Annotated in this window: 22 protein-coding genes, 1 pseudogene and 1 riboswitch; of the genes and pseudogenes, 16 read left to right on the top strand and 7 right to left on the bottom strand. The window is 38.6% G+C overall.

Annotated elements, in window-relative coordinates; all coding sequences use genetic code 11:
- Positions 1-92: 92 nt before the first annotated feature.
- Positions 93-830 (bottom strand): annotated as a pseudogene (locus tag AC5WOF_RS12025) (FAD-dependent monooxygenase).
- Positions 831-932: 102 nt separating this feature from the next.
- Between AC5WOF_RS12025 and AC5WOF_RS12020 the strand changes: the two are divergent.
- Positions 933-1,580 carry a TetR/AcrR family transcriptional regulator gene (locus tag AC5WOF_RS12020; RefSeq protein WP_496050200.1) on the top strand — a complete coding sequence of 216 codons (648 nt, stop codon included), beginning with the start codon at positions 933-935 and terminating at the stop codon, positions 1,578-1,580.
- 594 nt (positions 1,581-2,174) lie between these two features.
- Here the strand turns inward: AC5WOF_RS12020 and glyA are convergent.
- Entirely contained in the window at positions 2,175-3,404 is a 1,230-nt protein-coding gene (glyA, locus tag AC5WOF_RS12015; protein ID WP_496050199.1) for a serine hydroxymethyltransferase, read from the bottom strand.
- A gap of 308 nt (positions 3,405-3,712) precedes the next feature.
- On the opposite strand from glyA, the gene AC5WOF_RS12010 reads away from it, so the two are divergent.
- From AC5WOF_RS12010 to AC5WOF_RS11970, 9 genes are all read left to right on the top strand, one after another.
- On the top strand, positions 3,713-4,960 hold the full coding sequence (locus AC5WOF_RS12010; RefSeq protein WP_496050198.1) for a macrolide family glycosyltransferase: 1,248 nt from the start codon (positions 3,713-3,715) through the stop codon (positions 4,958-4,960).
- Positions 4,961-5,451: 491 nt separating this feature from the next.
- Positions 5,452-5,709, top strand: coding sequence for a beta/gamma crystallin-related protein (locus tag AC5WOF_RS12005; RefSeq protein ID WP_496050197.1), 258 nt, complete (start codon positions 5,452-5,454; stop codon positions 5,707-5,709).
- 109 nt (positions 5,710-5,818) lie between these two features.
- On the top strand, positions 5,819-6,463 hold the full coding sequence (locus tag AC5WOF_RS12000) for an N-acetylmuramoyl-L-alanine amidase (RefSeq protein ID WP_496050196.1): 645 nt from the start codon (positions 5,819-5,821) through the stop codon (positions 6,461-6,463).
- A gap of 512 nt (positions 6,464-6,975) precedes the next feature.
- A complete protein-coding gene (locus tag AC5WOF_RS11995; RefSeq protein WP_496050195.1) occupies positions 6,976-7,407 on the top strand; it encodes a MarR family winged helix-turn-helix transcriptional regulator in 432 nt (143 codons plus the stop codon).
- Positions 7,408-7,411: 4 nt separating this feature from the next.
- The gene (locus AC5WOF_RS11990; RefSeq protein ID WP_496050194.1) at positions 7,412-8,026 is read left to right on the top strand and encodes a hypothetical protein; all 615 of its coding nucleotides are present in this window, start codon (positions 7,412-7,414) and stop codon (positions 8,024-8,026) included.
- Between the two features lie 14 nt (positions 8,027-8,040).
- Entirely contained in the window at positions 8,041-8,673 is a 633-nt protein-coding gene (locus AC5WOF_RS11985) for a transporter (protein ID WP_496050193.1), read from the top strand.
- Between the two features lie 15 nt (positions 8,674-8,688).
- Positions 8,689-10,314 carry a DHA2 family efflux MFS transporter permease subunit gene (locus AC5WOF_RS11980; RefSeq protein WP_496050192.1) on the top strand — a complete coding sequence of 542 codons (1,626 nt, stop codon included), beginning with the start codon at positions 8,689-8,691 and terminating at the stop codon, positions 10,312-10,314.
- Between the two features lie 166 nt (positions 10,315-10,480).
- On the top strand, positions 10,481-11,734 hold the full coding sequence (locus AC5WOF_RS11975) for a cytochrome P450 family protein (RefSeq protein WP_496050191.1): 1,254 nt from the start codon (positions 10,481-10,483) through the stop codon (positions 11,732-11,734).
- Between the two features lie 422 nt (positions 11,735-12,156).
- Positions 12,157-13,392: a macrolide family glycosyltransferase gene (locus AC5WOF_RS11970; RefSeq protein ID WP_496050190.1), complete on the top strand. Its 1,236-nt coding sequence runs from the start codon at positions 12,157-12,159 to the stop codon at positions 13,390-13,392.
- Positions 13,393-13,549: 157 nt separating this feature from the next.
- Here the strand turns inward: AC5WOF_RS11970 and AC5WOF_RS11965 are convergent, their stop codons facing one another.
- Positions 13,550-14,095, bottom strand: coding sequence for a DUF4309 domain-containing protein (locus AC5WOF_RS11965; protein WP_496050189.1), 546 nt, complete (start codon positions 14,093-14,095; stop codon positions 13,550-13,552).
- Positions 14,096-14,304: 209 nt separating this feature from the next.
- Positions 14,305-14,415: riboswitch (TPP riboswitch) on the top strand.
- 139 nt (positions 14,416-14,554) lie between these two features.
- On the opposite strand from AC5WOF_RS11965, the gene thiD reads away from it, so the two are divergent.
- Genes thiD through thiE form a run of 4 tightly spaced genes read left to right on the top strand, consistent with a single transcriptional unit; the run spans position 14,555 to position 18,014 of the window.
- Complete coding sequence (gene thiD / locus AC5WOF_RS11960; protein WP_496050188.1) at positions 14,555-15,361, top strand: bifunctional hydroxymethylpyrimidine kinase/phosphomethylpyrimidine kinase; 807 nt, start codon at positions 14,555-14,557, stop codon at positions 15,359-15,361.
- Positions 15,354-16,592, top strand: a complete 1,239-nt coding sequence (gene cytX, locus AC5WOF_RS11955; RefSeq protein WP_496050187.1) for a putative hydroxymethylpyrimidine transporter CytX — start codon at positions 15,354-15,356, stop codon at positions 16,590-16,592. The genes thiD and cytX overlap by 8 nt, the downstream gene beginning before the upstream one ends.
- Entirely contained in the window at positions 16,579-17,391 is an 813-nt protein-coding gene (gene thiM, locus AC5WOF_RS11950; protein ID WP_496050186.1) for a hydroxyethylthiazole kinase, read from the top strand. Before cytX ends, thiM begins: the two co-directional genes overlap by 14 nt.
- Positions 17,382-18,014, top strand: a complete 633-nt coding sequence (gene thiE, locus AC5WOF_RS11945; RefSeq protein WP_496050185.1) for a thiamine phosphate synthase — start codon at positions 17,382-17,384, stop codon at positions 18,012-18,014. Before thiM ends, thiE begins: the two co-directional genes overlap by 10 nt.
- Before the next feature lie 72 nt (positions 18,015-18,086).
- Here the strand turns inward: thiE and AC5WOF_RS11940 are convergent, their stop codons facing one another.
- The 4 genes from AC5WOF_RS11940 to AC5WOF_RS11925 all read right to left on the bottom strand — a co-directional run bounded on the left by AC5WOF_RS11940 (position 18,087) and on the right by AC5WOF_RS11925 (position 20,198).
- Positions 18,087-18,635 (bottom strand): TIGR01440 family protein, encoded by a 549-nt coding sequence (locus tag AC5WOF_RS11940; RefSeq protein ID WP_496050184.1) that lies wholly within the window; start codon positions 18,633-18,635, stop codon positions 18,087-18,089.
- On the bottom strand, positions 18,636-19,079 hold the full coding sequence (gene rpiB, locus AC5WOF_RS11935) for a ribose 5-phosphate isomerase B (RefSeq protein ID WP_496050183.1): 444 nt from the start codon (positions 19,077-19,079) through the stop codon (positions 18,636-18,638).
- Between the two features lie 8 nt (positions 19,080-19,087).
- Positions 19,088-19,537: a low molecular weight protein arginine phosphatase gene (locus AC5WOF_RS11930; RefSeq protein WP_496050182.1), complete on the bottom strand. Its 450-nt coding sequence runs from the start codon at positions 19,535-19,537 to the stop codon at positions 19,088-19,090.
- 97 nt (positions 19,538-19,634) lie between these two features.
- Positions 19,635-20,198, bottom strand: a complete 564-nt coding sequence (locus AC5WOF_RS11925; RefSeq protein WP_496050181.1) for a manganese efflux pump MntP — start codon at positions 20,196-20,198, stop codon at positions 19,635-19,637.
- 280 nt (positions 20,199-20,478) lie between these two features.
- Between AC5WOF_RS11925 and AC5WOF_RS11920 the strand changes: the two genes are divergently transcribed.
- Positions 20,479-21,246: an SDR family NAD(P)-dependent oxidoreductase gene (locus AC5WOF_RS11920; protein WP_496050180.1), complete on the top strand. Its 768-nt coding sequence runs from the start codon at positions 20,479-20,481 to the stop codon at positions 21,244-21,246.
- Positions 21,247-21,527: 281 nt separating this feature from the next.
- Positions 21,528-22,295: an SDR family NAD(P)-dependent oxidoreductase gene (locus tag AC5WOF_RS11915; protein ID WP_496050179.1), complete on the top strand. Its 768-nt coding sequence runs from the start codon at positions 21,528-21,530 to the stop codon at positions 22,293-22,295.
- The last annotated feature ends 3 nt before the right edge of the window (positions 22,296-22,298 follow it).

Below are 22,298 nucleotides of genomic sequence, written 5' to 3'. Positions count from 1 at the left end.
GGTCAAACATAGTTTGGTACACTTCTAACGATGGTTTCTCTGGTTTCTCGATTTCTGCCGGAATTGTAGCCTGCAGTTGCCAAAAGTCGGTTTCAGGCAACGGTGTCACCCCAACCATACCCTCCGGATGTCCAGATATGGTTATGATCACGATCCAGTCCTTCCAATCTCACATCGCCAAGATACCATCGCTCATGATCGTGTGTTTCCCCAATCAGCGGCAAATGAATAAACTTGCGAATATTACTTTTGCCCCCGTCAGCACCGACTACATAACGAGCCCGAATTTGCTCTTCTCCTTGTGGTGTATTCACGGTTACCGTTACACCATCCAAATCCTGAACAAGCCCTTCGGCTTCCACTCCCAACTCAACTTGACCGCCAAGCACTGCATATCGGTCGCGCAATGCTTTTTGCACATCAAATTGAGCAATCCAGACCGGATCTCGCTAGGGTGTCTCAAGTTCGGCGCTGGCTGCAACGGTAATAGCCGGCTTGTCTACACTCCTGCCATCTGCGGTATAATAATGAACAGGCAAATTCACGTCACCTGTGTCAATAACGTAGCGAACAGCCTCCAAATCATCGACGACTTCAAGCGAGCGAGGCAGGATTCCTTTGGCGCGAGATGCTACGTTATATAAGGTGCATCGTTCAATAATGCGATGGTTGACGTTTCGACGGGCAAGATCACAGGCAAGTGTAAGCCCTGTGGGCCCGGCCCCGACAATGAGAATATCAACAAAAGACAACTTGGTGTTTATGGATAGAATCTTCCTTGATGGGGTGTCGGGTAACAGGGGTGTGTTACCCGACACCCTCTTGATCATTGATTTGATATGTTACATTAATTATACTACACCGTGCAGTGTAATTTGTAAAGTGGAACTCTTTTCGATTTCTGATAGTACCCATAAGGAGGAAACGTAAGAATGGATAATACGGAAAACAAGAAAATTCGCAAAGGCTCTTTAGACAAACGAACTAAAATTATTGCGGCGGCACGAGACCTGTTTCTTTCGGATGGGTTTGATCGTTCCAGCGTCGATGCGGTCGCAGCTAAAGCGGGAGTCTCCAAACGGACAGTTTATGATTATTATGGCGACAAACAGAACTTACTGCTTGCCGTTGTGGAAGAAACCAGTTGGGTGGTCCTGGACATGATTAAGCAAGCGATTTCAGACCACCTCTGGGAATTCAAGGATCTGGAGCAGGCGCTCATCTTATTTTGCGAACAAATCGTAGCTTTTACAAACGGTTCGTCCGATTACACCGCTTTGATCCGTCTGGCTATGATGGAAGCCGCCAACCTACCAGCCTCGTTTTTAGAAAAGCTGGATAACGCGATGGAAGAGGGGATTATCAGGAGGTTTACCGAGTTTGGACAAACCGGATTGCTCTATGTGCCCGATCCTGAAATGGCTACAAAGCACTTCGCTGCATTAACGTTTTTATTGGTATTTAATCAACCGAGAAAAACAGGGGCTTTGGAAGAGGAACAAACCAAACGTATCATCACTGATGGCGTACGCGTCTTTCTTTGCGCTTATGGACAGCGCACTGTTCAAAACGAAAATTAAACAAAGTACTGATCGTCGATTTTACCGCCAATTTAACGTAATTATACGCTAAGGATATGTAGACGTTTCAAAACTGATTTCCAACAAGTAAATATCCGCTAATGTTTATTAGCAGATATTATTGTGAAATATTTAGGCTCTTGATGTCCGATAAGGTAAATCAACAGAAAGAGGTGGAATCATGCGCTCATCTTTTCCGATTTCTCCCCAGTAAATGCGATTGTCGTTTGGAACACCCGTTGGCCGCATTGACTCTTATTTCTAAAATGAAAGACTAATTCAAAGAGTCGGACGTTCAATGCCTCTCTCCTCTTGGTTATGAACATATTAATATCGTAGGTAGATATTCCTTTGTATTACCAGAGGAAGTAGCGAAAGGGCTATTGCGTAAATGGATACACAAGGATTCATGATTTTTATCTCATGAATCCTTGTGTATCCGATAAGGCTTATTCCGATTTCTTGTTCCACTGCTCCCCTAAACCCCTAGTTCAGTACAAAAATGTTTCTTTTGGTTTAGATTTAAAAAGGCATGAGTTCGGTTCCATACCGAATTCATGCCTTTTAGCAAACTGCATACCATTCCCAAAATGCTTACGCATAAAGAGGATATTTACTTGTCAACTTCGCTACACGTGTACTAGCTTCTTCTACTGTTGATGCATCATCTCGTTTTTGCAAGGTGAGCGCGATAATAGCTGCAATTTCCACCATAGCCTCTTCATCCATGCCGCGGCTGGTGACAGCAGGAGTTCCGATGCGAATTCCACTTGTGACAAATGGACTTTCCGGATCAAATGGGATAGTATTTTTGTTCGTGGTAATGCCAACTTGATCGAGCAAATGCTCTGCTTCTTTCCCAGTTAATCCAAGGTTACGAACATCGATGAGCAATAAGTGATTGTCGGTTCCGCCTGAAATAAGCTCCAAACCATGTTCCACTAGTTGACCTCCGAGTACTTTTGCATTTTTTACTACTTGTGCACCATATGCTTGAAAAGACTCGCTAAGTGCTTCCCCAAATGCTACCGCTTTTGCAGCGATCACATGCATCAATGGACCGCCTTGAATACCAGGGAAAATGGATTTATCGATTGCCTTGGCATATTTTTCTTTGCACAAGATCATACCGCCACGCGGACCGCGAAGGGTTTTATGTGTAGTGGTGGTAACAAAATCAGCATAAGGAACTGGGCTTTGATGCTGACCTGTAGCCACAAGGCCGGCGATATGTGCCATATCGACCATGAACAAAGCTCCAGCCTCATCCGCGATTTCCTTTAACTTCGCAAAATCAAATTCACGAGGATATGCACTTGCCCCAGCTACTAACAGCTTCGGTTTATGTTCTAAAGCCAATTGGCGTACTTCTTCATAGTTGATGCGATGTGTTTCTGCATCGACACCATAAGCTACAAAATTATATAAAATTCCAGAAAAGTTAACAGGACTTCCATGTGTCAAGTGCCCACCATGAGCAAGATTCATCCCCAATACCGTGTCACCAGGTTCCAACACAGTGTGGTATACAGCCATATTTGCTTGTGCACCTGAGTGAGGCTGCACATTGGCATGTTCTGCGCCAAAAAGTTCTTTTGCACGGTCACGAGCTAAGTCTTCTACGATATCTACATGCTCACAGCCGCCATAGTATCTTTTACCAGGATAGCCTTCTGCATATTTATTAGTAAGAACAGAGCCTTGTGCCTCCATGACTTCGGGACTTACGAAATTTTCGGAAGCAATCAATTCAATATTGTTTTGTTGTCTTTTTAATTCAAGCTGAATTGCTTCAAAAACTTGTGAATCTTGATCTTTTAACATGGGTTTTCCCCCTATTTCCGAATATTTTCCTCTATCATCATAACAAATGTTAATGTTTTTTGCTACCGTCCCATTACATTAATTTCATTTCCATTTCACCAGTTGCTTATTTCCTTATTTTTCGTATATCTTGCTTGCTTCATACAACGATCTCATTTTACTATTATGCCTGATACATGTCGATTTTCAGAACAAAAAAATATAAAAGTATTTATATACTGTATAATCCAAACAATTTATACAATTTTTTCAGATTTTCGTTCTCCACTCATACAATAAAGTGATACGATTTTAATATTTGAAACGAGGTGTTCACAATAGCTAAGGTATTAGTGGTCAATTACTTAGGGGAAGGTCATGTCAATCCTTCTATCGCTCTTATAAAAGAACTAGTCCAGCGTGGAGAACAAGTCACTTATTACACAAGTGATCTGTATAAAGAAAAGTTACAGCATACAGGGGCAGAATTTCGTCCGGTCTCTATGAAAGCACAAGCTTTGATGAAAGAGGTTGTAGCAAATTTCCATGATAATAAAGACACAAGTCCCATGATTGGAAATATGGATAAAATGATGCAGTCCATGGAATGGATTACGGATGAAATTTTAACAGATATCCAAAATGAAGTTTATGATTATGTCATATTTGATGCACAAAGTTTTCCTGGAAAATGGGTTGCGGACATAAAGAAATTACCATCATATGCACTCTGGTCTACATTCGCTTCCAATGAAAAGTCGAGCATTTTCAAAAGAGTGATGGAAAAGTGGTCACCTGAAATGAAAGAACAATTTCTAGCAAAACAACACGAAATGGAACTAATCACAAAACGATTAGAACAAAAGTATGGTGTTCCCGTCCCTAGTTTTCTAACTGGAATGGTCGTCGACTCAGAACTGCACATCATCTTTACGTCTCACTTGTTCCAACCAGAGTCAGAACATTACGATGAAAGCTATGTATTTGTGGGGCCGTCTATTGTTGATCGACAAGAGCAACTTGATTTCCCAATCGACGCATTACAAGATGAACGTGTTGTCTATATGGCTCTTGGTACCATTGTCAATAAACGTGTAGATTTGTACCAGATGTGTATAGAAGCTTTAAAAGATCTCAATGGAAAAGTTGTTCTCAGTATTGGAAATCAGTTAACACCAGATGACATTGGTCCGATCCCTGATAACTTTATCGTGCGCAACTATGTTCCTCAATTGGAAGTTTTAAAACACAGCGATGTCTTTATCACCCACTGTGGAATGAACAGCACAAACGAAGGATTATATTTTGGAAATGCGCTTGTCATGTTACCACTTGTAAACGATCAACCAATTGTGGCAGAGCAGGTAGAGAAACTAGGGGCCGGCCTCTTGCTTGATCCACAGAGCTTAGATGCAGATATATTGCGAAAGTCGGTTCTAGAAGCTTTAAATAATCCTGTCTACAAAGAAAACAGCTTGAAAATAAGCAGTTCTTTTCAAGCAGCTGGCGGATATAGAAAAGCTGCTGATGAATTGTTAAAAAAAACCAAGGAAAAGCTAGTACTTAACACCCCATAATGCTAAAACGAACTGAAGTATCTAAGCTTGAACTAATCTGGATTTAATATCATACAGTGATCGTTTTCCTAGGTATGCATGGATATAATCTAGACACAAATTAACCAACTGTTTAACGTACAACAGTTGGTTTCTATTCTTGATGGACTCTAATTGGTTCTAGTTCTTAAATAAAGAGGAAATTCCCATTCGCATTTTTACCCTTTTCGAATACCATCACGTCCTTAAAATAAAAAGTGTATCAACTATTCTTTTCTGGAGGTAATGGTTAGCATAAAACTATCGGACACTACACTTATTGTTAGAACATTATTAACTGCTCCAGACACGATCCTGTCTATTAACCTAGGAACAGCTAATGTAAGTAATTTGCAGGTCTTAAAAACACCTAATATGTAGTGAGGAAACTACATTGTTCTATGTTGTCGGGCTATTTGCCTGTTTTAAAATACAGATAAATATGATTTATCACAGCACATGATTGTGTTACGGTGTATGAACTCAAAAATTTCAAAGGGAAATCAGCAACGTTTTGTTACGATGTGAAGGATCTAAAGACCTTTAATTTTGATAATAAAATATCTTCCATCAAGTTTAAGTCTAATTCAAATACTTTCGCGATAACATTCTGTACAGATGCTAAATACCGGGGAGAATGTTTTTCGGCAAATGATGACAAAAGTATCGCTAATTTACCTAGTGAATATGATAACAAAATTTCATCCTTTGTGTTTAGAGAAGAGCCCTAATTTGACCAACAAAATTTGGGGAATTAACACATGGTAATGAAAGTCAGAGTTCCTAGAAACTCCTGTCACTACGCCGTATAGAACTAAGAACAAGGGAAAACTGATTATAATGAAAAATTCTGTTTGGGTCATTTTTGCGCCATGTTTACTCATTTTGGGGCTGGTAATAAGTCTAGTAATATCTCAGGAGCCTACAATTAAAAATCTTTACCTTCCGTCACAAAATTCAAAAATACGGACGAAAGAAGTCACTCATGTTTTGATTCATTTCACCTCAAATGCCGCAATCAAACCTACAAATCCATACAATATACAAGATATTTATCGTATTTTCGTTAGCACTGGGACTTCCGCACATTATATGATTGCAAGAGACGGGACGATCTATCGTCTGGTCGGTGAAAATCGAGTTGCTTTTCATGCAGGAAAAGGAGAGCTGCCAGGATTACCAACTTATAAAAATAAAATGAATGAGTATTCTATCGGAATAGAATTATTAGCAATTGGAACCCGCGATGAGATGCTACCTATTATGTCAGAAAAAACATATAATATGATCTCATCTAAAAATATAGGATTTACAGATGCTCAATACAATTCACTGAATATTTTGTTGAATGGGATTTTTAAACGTCATCCATCGATTAAAAGGGACAGAAAGCATATAGTAGGACATGCTGAATACGCACCTAACAGAAAACAAGACCCTGGAAAATTGTTTGACTGGTCACGTCTGAAGTTTGTTCGAGGTTAATACAAAACAAAATAACTCCAAACTTTTTTAAAGGGTGAATTGTGATCCCTTTCCTTTGCAAAATGCTATATTAGTGTTGATAATAAGCTTAGAAAACAAACAAAAATCCCAACTTATATTCCTGTTAAGAGGAGTATAAGTTGGGATTTTATATTTTTTTGTAATTTCTTCATGGTTCTAACCCTGTAAAGGGTAAACCATATCTCTTGTAACATGTTATTTCCTCATTCGAATTACATTTTATACTTCTTCTTTACTTCCTAATGAGACGAAATAAATTTTGAAATAAACAGTTAAACCAAATAGTTTTTCAAAAAATATTCAAGTCAATCTAGCCCCTTCCCTAGCACTTCACCTGCCACTATCCCTTTAATACACTTTTTCCAACTATAGATTGTTTCCTTTGTTTATATTTTCATTAGTTGACATTTCACTATGTTAAATAATATAATAAAAAATGTTCTTATAGAAAATATTAATGAGGTGAAATATTAATGTGAGGTGAGAATAATTTGACTGATGATGAAGTACTGGAATTTGTCAATGCTATGCACTTTTGTTTAAAAAAATCTCTTCCTATCCTGCATAAGCACTTCAAAAAATATAACTTAACCATTCCACAAGGACAGGTTTTAAGGTTGCTCCACCAAAAAGGTTCCTTATCGATGGTCGAAATCAGCAGGGAATTAGATTTCAAACCGAGTTCTGTAAGTGGTGTGATTGATCGTTTGGAGAAATCAGAGATGGTTACTCGCAGGAGAGATGATAAAGATCGACGAGTGGTTTGGGTTGATTTAAGCCAGAAGAGTAAAAAATTATTTGCTAACTTCCCTGCTACACAAGCTCACTATTATCGGACATACCTAGAAAAACTTACAGATGAAGATTTTCGACAACTCTCCGTTCATCTTGAAAAGCTTGTTGGGATATTAAAGGAAGGATAATCCAATGAAACGATGGTTAACTACAATTGTCGTGTTTATCGTGGTGGTGGGAATTGGGGCATTTGGTTATCAATATGTGTCTGATCAACAAACCTATATTTCTACCGATAATGCAACAGTACAAGCAGATCTATATTCATTGAATGCAACACGAACCGGTGTGTTATCTGATTGGAAAGTACAAGAGGGTGACACTGTAAAGCAAGGAGATGTTGTAGGACGCATTTCAAATAAGCCGTTAGCAACTAAGATGGATGGAACCATTGTAAAAACCAGTGTCTATGTAAAACAAAAAGTCTTTCAAGGTCAAACCATCGCGCAAATAGCTAATTTAAATGATGCCTATATACTGGCTTATATGGATGAAGATAAAATTAGCCGCATCAAAGAAGGTAAAGATGTAAAAGTGACAATCGAGTCCCTATCTGATGAATCTTATGATGGAAAAGTTGTAGAGGTTGGCTCAGCCACTGGAGAGTTCTATCAAGATTCTTCTGCTGATACAGCTAGTTCTACCGAAAAAGAAGTACAACGAATTCCGATAAAAATATCTGTAAGTAATTTACCGATTGATCGCTTAACCATTGGTGTACATGCCGAAGTAAAAATCGAAAGATAAGGTGAGATAAGAAAATGAAAACAGGAAAACTCATTGCTATCAATACATTTATATTTTTGGTTGTAGTAGTGGTTGGTATTGTTGGTATTAACTATTACCAAAATTCTGCCAATTTCATTTCCACAGACAATGCGAAAGTTAGTGGAGATATGGTCCCAGTTACCTCTTTAAGTAGCGGGAAAATAACAGATTGGAAAGCAACTGTTGGTCAACAGGTAACAGAAAATGAAGAGATTGGAAAAGTTACTGGAAAAAGCACTGTTTCAATCACATCTCCAATCGAAGGATCTATCGTTTTAAATAAAGGAATCAAAGGCGAAACGATAGCACCTGGTCAAACTCTTGCACAAGTTGTGGATCTTAACAAATTGTACGTTATTGCAAATCTCGAAGAAACCGAAATAAAAAATGTAAGTGTCGGGCAAGACGTAGATGTAGTTATAGACGTAGACAACGGTACAACCATCAATGGGAAAGTAAAAGAAATCGGCAAAGCGACAAACTCAGAATTTTCCTTGCTGCCATCTCAAAATGCCAGTGGCGATTACACCAAAGAAGTAGAGTATGTACCTGTTAAAATTGAACTTGAAAATTATTCTGATCAAGTAGTACCTGGCATGAATGCTACCATTAAGATACATCGCTAAAGGATGTGAACAAATATGACAGAACAAGCCAATCATTCTATTCGTTCACAAATTCCTTTGCTGGCCGTTATTATGCTGGGGATGTTTCTATCCGTGTTAAATCAAACATTATTAAATGTAGCCATCCCGCATTTGATTACAGAGTTTAACGTATCAACAACGGATGCAGGATGGTTGTTGACCGGATACATGCTTGTGAGCGGGATCTTGACTCCTTTATCTGCTTTTTTGATACAGCGGTTTGGGATGCGTAACTTATTTCTTACTGCCATGCTCTTTTTTACAGGCGGCTCTATTGTTTGTGGATTAGCACCTATTTTCTCTTTTTTGTTGGTTGGAAGACTGATACAAGCAGTTGGTGCTGGAATATTGATGCCATTATGTATGACTATGGTATTGTCCATTTTCCCTCCTGAAATGAGAGGGAAAGGGATGGGGATTTTTGGTCTAGGAATCTTGTTTGCCCCTGCCATTGGTCCAACACTTTCAGGTTGGGTATTAGATCACTACAGTTGGAGATTATTGTTTTATGGTATCGCTCCACTTGCTTTAGTGATATTGGTCATTTCCAGTTTTCTTTTGAAAAACTTAGGAGAAACAAATAAAAAACTAAAACTTGATTATGTAGGAACTGTTCTTTCTACCATTGGTTTTGGCGCAGCACTCTACGGGTTGAGTGAAGCAGGAAGTAGAGGATGGAACGATCTTATCGTAGATATTTCGATTGTCGTTGGAGTAGTTTGTATTATCTTGTTTGTCTTCCAACAATTGAATTCCAAACGTCCAATGCTAGATTTTCGGATTTTAAAATATCCAGTCTTCACCTTATCCAATATCATTAGTATGATCACTACCATTGGGATGTATGGTGGTATGTTCCTTCTTCCTATTTATTTGCAAAATCTCCGAGGATTCACTCCATTGGAGTCGGGATTGCTTATGCTTCCTGGTGCAATTCTCATGGGAGTCTTATCGCCCGTTTCTGGTATCTTGTTTGACAAAGTAGGGCCTCGTCCCCTTGCCGTCGTAGGGATGCTGATCAACCTTGTCACAACCTATGAATTTACCAACTTAACGATAGCATCCAGTTACCAATATATCATGGTTCTTTATATGATCCAGATGATTGGTATGGGGTTACTCATGATGCCGATTCAAACAGCCGGTCTGAATCAGCTCCCTAGCGAAAAGAATCCCCATGGTACCGCATTGTCCAATACGGTACGATCCATTTCGGGATCAGTTGGTATCAGTCTCATGACTACCATCTTTACCAGTCGCACCAGCTTTCATATGGGGATATTCCGAAGCTCAGCCAATACAATGGACCCCCAATTTCAACAATCATTTCTAGATCAAGTGATCCAAATGGCTCAGCAACTCAGTATTCCTATCGAACAAGCAAAGGTTGCACTAACTAATATGCTTTATGGACAAATTGGAATACAAAGCTCTATGGCTGGAATTCAAGATTCATTTTATTGGTCTGCAGGTATTACGGTTGTAGCATTGATTCTCAGCTTCTTCTTAATAGATGTGCGCAAAAAAAGAAAAGTTGATCCCTCCGAAACAGTTCCTTCATCTTTGGAGAAACCAAAAGAGGAATCAAAAGAAGCATTAAAACCAGTAGCTACTTCATGATAAAAAAATTGCGATTGTGAATAATAAAAAACATGGTCCAAAATCAAGCAAATAATAACGACATTAGAATCTCAAACTACACTATCCAGCTTACCTTTTCTTCTTGTTCAAACATGTGATTTGGGTACCCTACTCTAAAAAGCCCCCCTAAGAAAGGAAGATCGTTATGAATACTTCAGATCAAACCATGCAAGAAAAAACAGCATTCCGTATGTTTAGTGGTGACGGCAGCGAAAATCCATTTCCTGCATTTGCGCAGATGCGAGCAAAGGGAGCCGTTATTCCTATCTCGTTTCCGATGGGAGGGACAAATCGTCAAGCTTGGATGGTCACACGTATGGAAGAGGCAATGCAGGTTCTTAAAAATCACACCCTTTTTACTGTAGATCCCAGCTCTATTGATGGCAACAACGACTTACATCAAATTGCTATCGGAAAAGTTGACGCTACTCCTAGATTCTTGGGCGATTCCATGCTCTCTGTCGATGATCCTGATCATCGTCGGTTGCGACAATTGGTATCCAAAGTCTTCACACCCAGATTCATGGAAAGCTTACGTCCACATGTGCAAAAGATTGCTGACGAATTACTTGATCAGGTACAAGAACAAGGTGAAATGGATCTCGTAAAAAACTATGCCTATCCCTTACCAATCAACGTCATTTCTGACATGCTTGGAGTGCCTCTAGCAGATCGGACAAAGATCCTTGACTGGTCTGGTGTGATCGCAAATGGTCTTGGACTTGGAAAACTAGAGCCTGGGGTTGCGGAGAACATACAAGCTTTCAACGAATACATTGCGCAGCTTGTGGCCGACAAACGCCAGTATCCTGTTGATGACTTGATCAGCCAGTTGGTAGCTATTGAAGAAGAGGGGGATCGACTCAGCGAGGCAGAACTGCTCTCTATGATTACGTTATTAGTCTTTGCTGGCCATGAAACAACCTCAAATTTGATCGCTACTGGTACTCTGATGTTGTTGGATCATCCTGAGCAATTGGAGAAACTAAAAGCTGATTTCAGTCTAGTTCCTTCAGCCGTTGAAGAACTGCTCCGCTTCAATGGGCCCTCTACAATGACGGGACCACGTTTTGCTATGGAAGATGTCGAGCTTGCCGGGCAGCAGATCAAAAAGGGAGATATGGTCATTCCTTTATCGAAATCAGCAAACCGTGATGAGTACCAGTTTGAGCATCCAGAGGCACTGGATATTACACGTAAGATCAATCGGCATCTCGCCTTTGGACATGGGATTCATAAGTGCCTAGGGGCGCCCTTGGCCCGTGTGGAAGCAGATATTGCGTTTACCACCCTTCTGAAACGTATGCCTAACCTCCATCTCAACATCCCTAGAGAAAACGTTATCTGGCACTTCACATTGTCCTCACAGGGATTAACAACTTTGCCTATCGCTTTTTAGCAAATGGAAAAGAGCTACTGGAGATATTGCCACAACAATTAAAAAATGGGAAAACCTTTATTTGTTTGGGATACAGAACGGTGGAATAACCCACCGTTCTGTAGTTTTGCTCAAAATTCCCCAGCATAGTAGTGTTTGATCTTCCGATTATTCCTTTTTCTGCCCCATTATCTTAAATTTCTCTCGTGAGTACAAGCATTCATTGTTATCGAACTTCAAATACTTTACCTTTATGTGATTTGTGCTTTTTATATTCCTAATATTCACAATGTCTTTGTATCCATTTTTGCTTCTAAGAACCCATATCAAAAGGAAAGATACCAATGTCTTATTAATCAATTTATACAAATTTTCCAGATATTCATACTCCGTTCATATAATAAAGTGATACTATGTGTATATTTTGAAATGAGGTGTTGAAAATGTCCAGAGTATTAATGGTCAATTATATGGGGGAAGGACACATTAATCCTTCTATTGGTTTCATAACAGAATTAGTAAGACGTGGAGAACATGTCACCTATTACACAAGTGATCACTACAAAGACAAGCTGGTACAAACAGGTGCAGAAGTTCGCTCGATCTCTTCAAAGGCACAAACCTTGATGAATGAGCTTATAGCAAGCTTCTTCCATAACCAAAAGGATCAAAACAGGAGTCCTATGATTGGTAATATGGACAAAATGATGCAGTCCATGGAATGGATTACAGATGAAATTTTAACAGACATTCAAAACGAAGTTTATGATTATGTTCTATTTGATGCGATGAATTCTCCTGGAAAATGGATTGCGGACATGAAGAAGTTACCATCTTATGCGATATGGTCTTCCTTTGCCTCCAATCAAAAATCCGACTTTTTCAAAAAAGTAACGGAAAAATGGTCACCCGAAACAAAAAAAGCATTTGAAGAAAAAAAAGAACAAATGATACAGCTAAACAAAAGACTAGAAAAAAAATATGGAATTTCCATCGCTGGTTTTCTAAATGGCATGACTGTGGAAGCTGACGCCCACATTGTGTTTACTTCTCGATTGTTCCAGCCTGAGTCTGAACTTTATGGAGACGATTACCTCTTTGTCGGACCTTCTCTGATAGATCGAAAAGACCAAACGGATTTCCCTATCCATGAGCTGCAAACAGAACCGGTAGTTTACATGGCTCTCGGTACAATTGTCAATAAACGAGCCGATTTATATCAAATGTGCATGGATGCATTAAAAGATCTGGATATAAAAGTGGTTCTCAGCATAGGCAATCATTTATCCCCAACAGATATTGGGCCTATCCCTGATAATTTTATCGTGCGCAATTATGTACCACAGCTAGAAGTCTTAAAACACAGTGATGTTTTTATCACCCACTGCGGGATGAACAGCACAAGTGAAGGATTATACTTTGGAAATGCCCTTGTCATGTTACCACTCGTAAATGATCAGCCTATGGTAGCAGAACGGGTAGAAAAATTAGGGGCCGGCCTCTTGCTTGATCCAGAAAATTTACAGGTGGATTCATTGCGGAATGCAGTACTAGAAGCGTTAAACAACCCCTCCTACAAACAAAACAGCTTAAAAATCAGCCGTGCTTTTCAAGAAGCTGGTGGATATGTCAAAGCTGTGGATGAATTATTAAAAAGAACAAAAAAAGACAACAAATAATATAAAAGATCAACAAAGAAACTCCTAATTCCATAACCAAAAGAATACTTTCAAATTGATGAAAAGCACTTCTGAAAAAAATTCCAGAAGTGCTTTTTCGATTTAGATCGTCATTTTAGTTTGTTTTCCATTCACTTCAGATCCGATGAACAAAATCTCAATTCTTCTTATATACAGTAAGCTCTACTAATTCTAATCCGTCTTTTCTATCCGTTACATTTGTCCAATGAATATCTATTAGGTTTTTTCCCGACTGATACGTTTCATAGATTTGCCCAGCACCTTGATCATGATCGATCGGTTCACCTAACGCTTTATGAACCTCATCATGTGAGAGCGCAAGTACTCGTTTATCTGTTGTCGTCACTTTGGATACTATACCCTTGGTAATGGTAAAGCTCACTTTACGCTTTTTGTATTCCAAATATTCCTGATAACCTTTGTATTCCTCCTTATTTTCGGGTTGTCCCCATTTTTTTATAATATCTCCCTCTTTAGAACCCAAACCAAACTGTTCACTATTGATCACTTTTCCTTGAGCAGCCAATTTTACTGTTTTATCAATGGTTTGTTTGTGATCTTTTGATGTTTTATTCGTTGCATGTTGATATGCAGCATGTGCATCTGGAATCGATGTGATAACTGGAACGGCAGCTGTTACTAAAAGAGTAGTAGCAAGTAACGTTTTTGCTATTTTTTTCATCGTATCTACAACCTTTTCTTGTATATTGGGAGATATCAAATCATTCCCTTTATTCATAAATATATAATACTTACAATGGGAAATGGTTTCCAAAAAGTTAATATTTCAAAAATTAATGGAATGAATATTGAAAATGAATCAAGTTTGGCTAACCACTTGAATTTATCAGCAGCATTAATTAAGATGAAATAGAAATACAATTATAATTTGAATAGAACTAGGGGTGCCGTAAATGGTCGGCTGAGATTAAGACACAATAGTCTTTGACCCTTTAACCTGATCTGGATAATGCCAGCGTAGGAAAGTGAGCGAGTGAATACATCTAATTTTGTATTCCTGACATCGATTTGTTCGAGCACAAGTCCTCATGGGGATTTGTGCTTTTTTATGTTTACTTGCAAGCCACTTCTATTATCTGGAAATAACCAAGTTCTATTCACAAAGAAAGGAGCAGAGAAAATGAAAAAAGTATTAACAATAGCCGGTTCTGATTCAAGTGGCGGTGCAGGTATCCAAGCGGATTTGAAAACTTTTTCCGCTCATGGTGTTTATGGAATGAGTGTGATTACAGCAGTAACAGCTCAAAATACGCAAGGGGTGTTTGCCGTTCAAGACATGACACCGGATTTGATTGCTAGTCAGCTTGATGCCATTTTTCGTGATATTGAAGTAGATGCTGTGAAAATAGGGATGGTCTCACAAATCGAAACGATAAAAGTAATCGTGGAAAAATTAACAAAATATGCACCAAAGCATATTGTTGTCGACCCCGTTATGATTTCAAAAAGTGGATATGATCTATTGAGTCCAAATGCAAAAGAGGCTCTCATTCATGAACTTATCCCGATCGCAACACTTATAACTCCTAATCTGCCAGAAGCAGAAGTGATAACAGGAAGAAAAATCACTCTGCTTAAAGAAATAGAAGAAGCTGCTATTCAAATGCATGCATTGGGGGCGAAAGCTGTGCTTGTTAAAGGCGGACACCGTGAGAATGATGCAACCGACATATGTTTTGATGGTGAAGAATTTACTTTTTTTCATGAAGCAAGAATAGACACAGCAAACACTCATGGTACAGGTTGTACATTATCGTCAGCTATTGCTTCTAATCTAGCAAATGATTTTCAACTAAATGCAGCGATTAAAGAAGCAAAAGATTATATCACACTTGCAATTCGGCACTCTTTTTCAATTGGAAAAGGCGTTGGTCCAGTACATCATTTTTACTCCTTGTATAACAGGGCAGGGAAACACCATGTCTAGCAACCAACCTAAAAAAATAACAAAATGGAATTTTGCAACACTATGGTTCGGAGCTGCCGTTTCCGTAGCGGAAATAATGACAGGAGCACTCATTGCACCTCTAGGTTTCTATAAAGGTTTAACCGCTATCTTATTAGGACATGTAATGGGAACGCTGCTACTTGTTTTGGGAGGAGTAATTGGATCGCGTGAACGTTTAACGGCAATGGAATCCACTAAAATTTCATTTGGGAGTTATGGCAGTTACCTATTCTCCATCTTAAACGTTTTGCAGTTACTTGGCTGGACTGCAATTATGATTTTAACAGGTGCCCAATCTGTCAATTTCGTGACTTCCAATAACTATCATGTTAATCAGCCATGGGTTTGGTGTCTGGTAATTGGTTTCTTCATTTGTATTTGGCTGTATTTTGGTCAAAATGCCTGGAAGAAGTTAAATAGTATAGCTGTGTGTTTATTATTCGTTTTAACAATCGTATTGTGTTTTGTAGTTTTTAAAAATGATGAAATTCTTTTAAAGCCAAGTACCTCAGGGTTATCTTTTGGAGCAGCGGTTGAATTATCTGTCATTATGCCATTGTCATGGCTTCCATTAATCAGTGACTATACCCGATTCGCCAAATCAACTTCGGAAGGTGCAATTGGAAGTTTCCTGGGCTATATGGTTGGCAGCTCATGGATGTATACAATTGGGCTTGGTGCTGCACTTGCATTTCATGAGTTTGATCCAGTAGCAGTACTAATGAGTGCAAACCTCGGTTTATTCGCTGTAGGAATTGTTGTTTTGGCAACTGTTACGACAACTTTTATGGATGCTTATTCTGCTGGTATTTCCGTTACAACCATCTTTCCAAAATTAAATGGAAAGCATGTAGCAATGATCCTTACGATAATGGGAACTCTGCTTGCCATCGTTTTTCCGATGGAGAGGTATGAAGGATTTTTATATACAATCGGTTCTTTTTTTGCACCACTATATGCGATCTTATTAACCGATTACTTCATTTTGAAACGCTCCAGAATACGAAAAACATTGAGATTAGATTGGCTTGCTATCGTTACTTGGATCATCGGGGTAGTTATTTATTTTAAATTCGTAGAGATCGATAGTTTTCTTGGTGCAACAGTGCCGAGTATGGTATTGATTTGTGTCATTTATATTGTTTTACAATTTTTGATTCGTACATTTGTCAGGAAACCATTAGGGAGAGATAAACATGTCCAAGATTAATGACATTAGTGAATTAGTAGCCTGTGTAAAAGAAAAAAAGCCGTTAGTTCATCATATAACAAACTATGTAACGGTAAATGATTGTGCAAATATAGTTTTAGCCTTAGGGGGTTCTCCTGTCATGGCAGATGATATAGCAGAAATGGAAGAAATGGTAACTTTTGCATCTGCATTGGTCATTAATATTGGTACGCTTAATGATCGAACCATTCCATCTATGCTGACAGCAGGGAAAAAAGCCAATCAATTAGGTATTCCTGTCATCTTAGATCCAGTAGGTGCAGGGGCTACAACTCTTCGAACAAATACGGTTGCAAAACTTTTAAAAGAAGTCCAGTTTGCAGTTGTTCGCGGCAATATGTCAGAAATAAAAATGATTGCTGGCTTAGAAGTTCAGATTAAAGGCGTTGATTCCATTGCTGATGAAGAAAATGGTGTTGCAATTGCCAAATCACTATCAGCAGAGTTAGGATCTGTTGTTGCCATTACAGGTGCAGTTGATATTGTTGCAGATACAGATAGAGTGTGCACCATTTCAAATGGAGATAAAATGTTAGCAGATGTGACCGGAACTGGATGTATGAGTACCTCATTAATAGGCACTTATGCAAGTATAACAAATGATTATTTCCTTGCAGCAGTTGCCGGAATTACAACAATGGGTTTAAGTGGTGAACGGGCGAAGCAGCGCCTGACGGATCGAGAAGCAATTGGAACATTTAAAGTGAATTTATTTGATGAAGTGTCCAAGATGTATGCAGATACATTGTTACTTGGAGGAAAAATGAAATGGCACTAACCAAACCAATTGATTACAAACTATATTTAGTCACGAACCGGGATATTTTAGGGTCACGAGATCTCATTGAATCTGTTGAAGAAGCAATAAAAGGTGGAGTAACAATCGTTCAACTAAGAGAAAAAAACTGTAGTAGTTTAGAATTTTATCATCTAGCAATGAAAGTAAAAGAAATCACTTCAAAATACGATGTCCCACTTGTTATCAATGACCGTCTTGATATTGCATTTGCAATAAATGCTGAAGGATTGCATATCGGACAGGAAGATTTACCTATATCCGTTGCACGGAAACTTATTGGTGAAAAGATGTTTATCGGCGTGTCAGCAACTACATTAGACGAAGCCGTTCTTGCACAAGAACAAGGGGCAGACTACATCGGTATTGGTTCGGTGTATCCTACAAATACAAAACTAGATGCAAAAAATGTATCCTTAGATGAACTTCGCATAATTCGCAAAACTCTATCGATTCCGATTGTAGGTATTGGTGGGATAAAGGAAGAAAACATATCCGAAATAATGGAAACAAATATAGATGGTGTTGCAATTGTGTCTGCAATTCTAGGGAAAAAGAATATAAAATTGGCAGCGGAAGAACTACTGAAAAAAATAAATGCTTGAACTGATCCGATTTTTACTTTCATTAAAATAATATTTACCAAAAGAACGCTGCTGTCAGCGCTCTTTTGGTGGTTATTTATTTTCCAGTACATAAACAGCACGACTTCCCCCGATTAGCTTCGGTCTGGTTCTCGCCATCGTAACATAAGCTTTTCCAATATAAGGATTTTTGGGGCGTACGGGAACTGCCACAGGCTTTACATGCATTCCGATTAACGTACTGCCTATATCTATTCCCGCATCTGCCGCTATGGATTCTACTAATATACTATCGGCTAAATGACGATATGCATAAGATGCCATCGCCCCTCCAGCATGTCTTACTGGTACTGCTGCAACCTCTGTTAGATGTAATCGTGCCGCTGTTGCCCTCGATACAACAAGTGCTCGGTTGAGATGTTCACAGCATTGAAAAGCGAGCATAAATCCAAATCGCTGCATATATTCGGAGAAGACCCCATAAATAGCTTCAGCAACTTGATCACTTCCATAGCTCCCTATTCGCTCACCTAACACTTCACTCGTACTCACACCAACGACAAGCAATTTCTGGTCATCAAGTGGAAATGCATCAAGCAAATCTTGAAGAGCTGCTGCTGTTTCCTGATGAATCTGTTCCATTTAACGTAATTCCTCAAGTCTAGCGATCTTCTCGATACGCCTTTCATGTCTATTACCTTGGAAAGAAGCTTTGAGCCATGCATCCATAATCGACAATGCCAAATCTCGTCCAACTACGCGCTCACCAAGACAGAGAATGTTGGCGTTGTTGTGTTCGCGACTCATTTTTGCAGAAAACTCATCAGAAACGACTGCTGCACGAATCCCTCTAATTTTATTTGCCGCGATGGACATGCCTATGCCTGTCCCGCAAACCAAAATACCTAAATCCACTTCTTTATTTACCACTTTATTTCCTACAGGAGCTGCATAATCGGGATAATCGACAGACTCTTCCACATATGCACCACAATCTTCAAAATCGATTTCTTTAGACTTCAGATAGGCGATAATCTCTTTCTTTAAATGAATACCACCATGATCCGAACCGACTGCTATTTTCATTTTTTGAACTACTCCCTCGACCATTTTTTTATTAGGTCTTCCAGATGCTGATATATCTCTTCTGCACATCGACGATATACTTCAACAGAAGAACCATATGGGTCCATAATATCAAATGAATCATCTGTTATATATTCTGTTAGTGTATAAACTTTTTTATCCGACGCAGGTGATTCTAATAAGATTGCATTTTTATGTTGTTGTGTCATAGTAAGAATCACATCTGCCCATTCGAGTAGTTCATAATCTAACCTTTGAGCTTGATGATCTGTTTGGATACCTTCCGAAGTAAGTACTTCCTTTGCCTGTGGGCTAATATTGTCTCCAGGTACAGCATAAATTCCCGCTGAACGAACCTCTAGCGGGAATTGTTTTTGTTTCGACATATGCGTAAGAATTGCTTCTGCCATCGGGCTTCGACATGTGTTACCTGTGCAGACAAACAAAACACGTTTCAACTTATTTCCCACCTTTCTTCATTCCTTTCAGTGGGTATGCGCAAAAAAGACCCCCACTACTCATGTATAACACATTCCAAAAGTATTTGACAAATACTTACCAAATAAATTGGACTCCCAGTGTAATGAGAACAAAACCACCGAATACTTCTCCATATTTCCCGATCCAGCTACCCATTAAACGCCCAAAATATAATCCAAACCAAGACATTATTCCTCCAGCCAATCCGCACAAAAAGACCGTTAACATCGGGTCTGTTGCAAAAAAGCCTAAACTTAACCCAGCGGATAGGGAATCCAAACTTACACTGAATGCAATCAATATGACCCCAATAATCGTTTTATCACTAAATGGTAGAGTTTCTTCCCTGTCTTGAATACTCGACCAAAGCATCTGTAAACCGAGTAAACAGAGCAATGCACCACCAATAATAACTGCAATATGGTGAAAATAAAGACTTAAATATTGTCCAATCCAGATTCCAATCAAAGGCATGAAAACATGAAAAATAGCAATAAAACTACTGATTAATACGGCTTTGTTACGGGTAGGTTTACGCATGCCAAGACCCAATCCAAGTGAAAAAGCATCCATTCCTAAAGCGATAGCGATGATGCTGAGTGTGAAAATTTGTCCCCATGCCAATGTGCTAATATTCATGGTGAACCTCCTTGTCCTTGGTTCATAAGACAAGGTTATGCAGAGAAGAAAAAAGATAGAATGGATAAAATGGAAGACATACGAATGAGTATAAATTACGTTCCATTTTCTAGCACTAAGTTATTGTTCTTACAATTTCTACTTTTAATATCTTGAATATGCTATTATTTCATTATCATTAATTTATATTTAATGTAATTATCAATCTTCAAAAGATAATTAGTAATTCCTATTGATTTTTCCAATTTTTATCGGAAGACTCCATGAAAGGATGAACAAAATGGATTTTCATGACAAAGTTGTGATGATCACTGGAGCTGCAGGAGCGATCGGGAAAGTATTAAGCAAACGTTTTCACGAGGAAGGGGCAATCTTAGTACTTATCGATAAAGACCAGAAAGGTTTAGATGCATTAAAAGATTACCTACCAAAAGATGTAGAAGCCCTATACTTCCATGCAGATTGTACAAATGAAGAAATGGTAAAGCACTACGTAAACAAAACAATAGATTTATTCGGTGGGATTGAAGCATTTGTCCATTGCGTAGGTATTACAGGTGATGTAAAACCAGCAACCACACTTGACACATCTCATTTGATGGAAATTTACCAATCAAATGTTATAACCGCATTTTTAAATTATAAATACGTTTACCCAGTAATGCAGAAGCAGCGCTATGGTTCTATTTTGTTTACATCTGCTGTGCACGGTCTTCGCGGCCTGCCACATTTTGCAGCTTACTCTACTGCTTGTCATGCTTTGCTTGGATTTATGAAGTCCGTAGCACTTGAAGCAGCACTCACGGGTGTAAGAGTAAATGCGCTGATACCTGCTCCAACTAACTCTCCTGTGATGGAGGAAGTAGAGAAGGCACTATTCCCAAGTGATCCGCACTTAGGACGAAAGCACATTTTAGGATTTCTTCCTTATGGTCGATATGTAGAACCAGAAGAAATAGCGGAAACTGCGGTGTATATGTCTTCCCATCGAGCAAAATATATTAATGGTACATCTCATATTATTGACGGCGGTATGTTAGCAAAATAATGTATGTAAGTTTAAAATCACAACTACCTTTTCTATCATTGGTTTGTAATAGATAAATTGTGAGCAACAAACAGCAAAATGGATATACCCTATCTATTATCAAGTAAACAAGGTTGCTATACATATCCGAAGAATATAAATTCAAAAACATAAATACAAAGGGAATTCCAGCACTATTCATGTGCTAGATGTAACTGCACACTGGAAATGATTCGCTCATAAATTACTGTATTTTCCTATTTGTTTATTCAAAATAAAATAAATAGAGAGGATGGATTTAGGTGGAATTCAAAGATAAAGTTGTGATGATCACTGGAGCTGCGGGAACACTTGGGACATCATTGAGTAAACGATTTCAAGAAGAAGGGGCTTTTCTAGTCCTCATTGATAATGATAATGAAAAGTTAGATGAACTAAAAGAACAACTGCCAAATGGATCGGATTCCATTTTTATTCCAGCTGATTGCAGAGATGATGAACAAGTAAAACACTATGTTGATAAAACAGTTGATTTACTCGGTAATATTGATGTCTTAATCAATGGTGTAGGTATTTATGGCCCTATTACCCAAGCTTCTGACATTTCATCACATTACATAATGGATACGTTTGAAACCAATGTATTGACTTCTTTCTTGAATTACAAATATGTGCTGCCAGTCATGCAAAAACAACAAAGCGGATGTATCCTTTTTGTATCAGCTGTTTTTGGATTACGAGGATTGCCATTCTTTTCTGCCTATTCTATGGTATCTCATGCACTGCTTGGATTTATGAAGTCGGCTGCATTGGATTGCGTCTCATCAGGAGTAAGAGTAAACGCAGTAATTCCGGCACCTATGAAATCTTCTATGATGGATGATGTGGAAAGAATTCTCTTCCCTGATGATCCAATGATGGGAAGACAACAAATTTTAAGCTTACTTCCAATGGGACGTTATTTGGAAGCAGATGAAGTAACAGAGAGTGTTTTATTTTTAGCTTCTGACAAAGCGAAATACATCACTGGAACATCTCACATTATTGATGGTGGAATGACTGCTAAGTAGTAG

It is taken from the genome of Shimazuella sp. NTD250 (assembly GCF_059510375.1).
This window is presented reverse-complemented; position numbering and strand designations above follow the sequence as displayed.

Coding starts and splice junctions, on each gene's coding strand:
- AC5WOF_RS12020 (WP_496050200.1), top strand. CDS start 933: ATGGATAATACGGAAAACAAGAAAATTCGCAAAGGCTCTTTAGACAAA.
- glyA (WP_496050199.1), bottom strand. CDS start 3,404: ATGTTAAAAGATCAAGATTCACAAGTTTTTGAAGCAATTCAGCTTGAA.
- AC5WOF_RS12000 (WP_496050196.1), top strand. CDS start 5,819: ATGAAAAATTCTGTTTGGGTCATTTTTGCGCCATGTTTACTCATTTTG.
- AC5WOF_RS11990 (WP_496050194.1), top strand. CDS start 7,412: ATGAAACGATGGTTAACTACAATTGTCGTGTTTATCGTGGTGGTGGGA.
- AC5WOF_RS11985 (WP_496050193.1), top strand. CDS start 8,041: ATGAAAACAGGAAAACTCATTGCTATCAATACATTTATATTTTTGGTT.
- AC5WOF_RS11980 (WP_496050192.1), top strand. CDS start 8,689: ATGACAGAACAAGCCAATCATTCTATTCGTTCACAAATTCCTTTGCTG.
- AC5WOF_RS11975 (WP_496050191.1), top strand. CDS start 10,481: ATGAATACTTCAGATCAAACCATGCAAGAAAAAACAGCATTCCGTATG.
- AC5WOF_RS11970 (WP_496050190.1), top strand. CDS start 12,157: ATGTCCAGAGTATTAATGGTCAATTATATGGGGGAAGGACACATTAAT.
- AC5WOF_RS11965 (WP_496050189.1), bottom strand. CDS start 14,095: ATGAAAAAAATAGCAAAAACGTTACTTGCTACTACTCTTTTAGTAACA.
- thiD (WP_496050188.1), top strand. CDS start 14,555: ATGAAAAAAGTATTAACAATAGCCGGTTCTGATTCAAGTGGCGGTGCA.
- cytX (WP_496050187.1), top strand. CDS start 15,354: ATGTCTAGCAACCAACCTAAAAAAATAACAAAATGGAATTTTGCAACA.
- thiM (WP_496050186.1), top strand. CDS start 16,579: ATGTCCAAGATTAATGACATTAGTGAATTAGTAGCCTGTGTAAAAGAA.
- thiE (WP_496050185.1), top strand. CDS start 17,382: ATGGCACTAACCAAACCAATTGATTACAAACTATATTTAGTCACGAAC.
- AC5WOF_RS11940 (WP_496050184.1), bottom strand. CDS start 18,635: ATGGAACAGATTCATCAGGAAACAGCAGCAGCTCTTCAAGATTTGCTT.
- rpiB (WP_496050183.1), bottom strand. CDS start 19,079: ATGAAAATAGCAGTCGGTTCGGATCATGGTGGTATTCATTTAAAGAAA.
- AC5WOF_RS11925 (WP_496050181.1), bottom strand. CDS start 20,198: ATGAATATTAGCACATTGGCATGGGGACAAATTTTCACACTCAGCATC.
- AC5WOF_RS11920 (WP_496050180.1), top strand. CDS start 20,479: ATGGATTTTCATGACAAAGTTGTGATGATCACTGGAGCTGCAGGAGCG.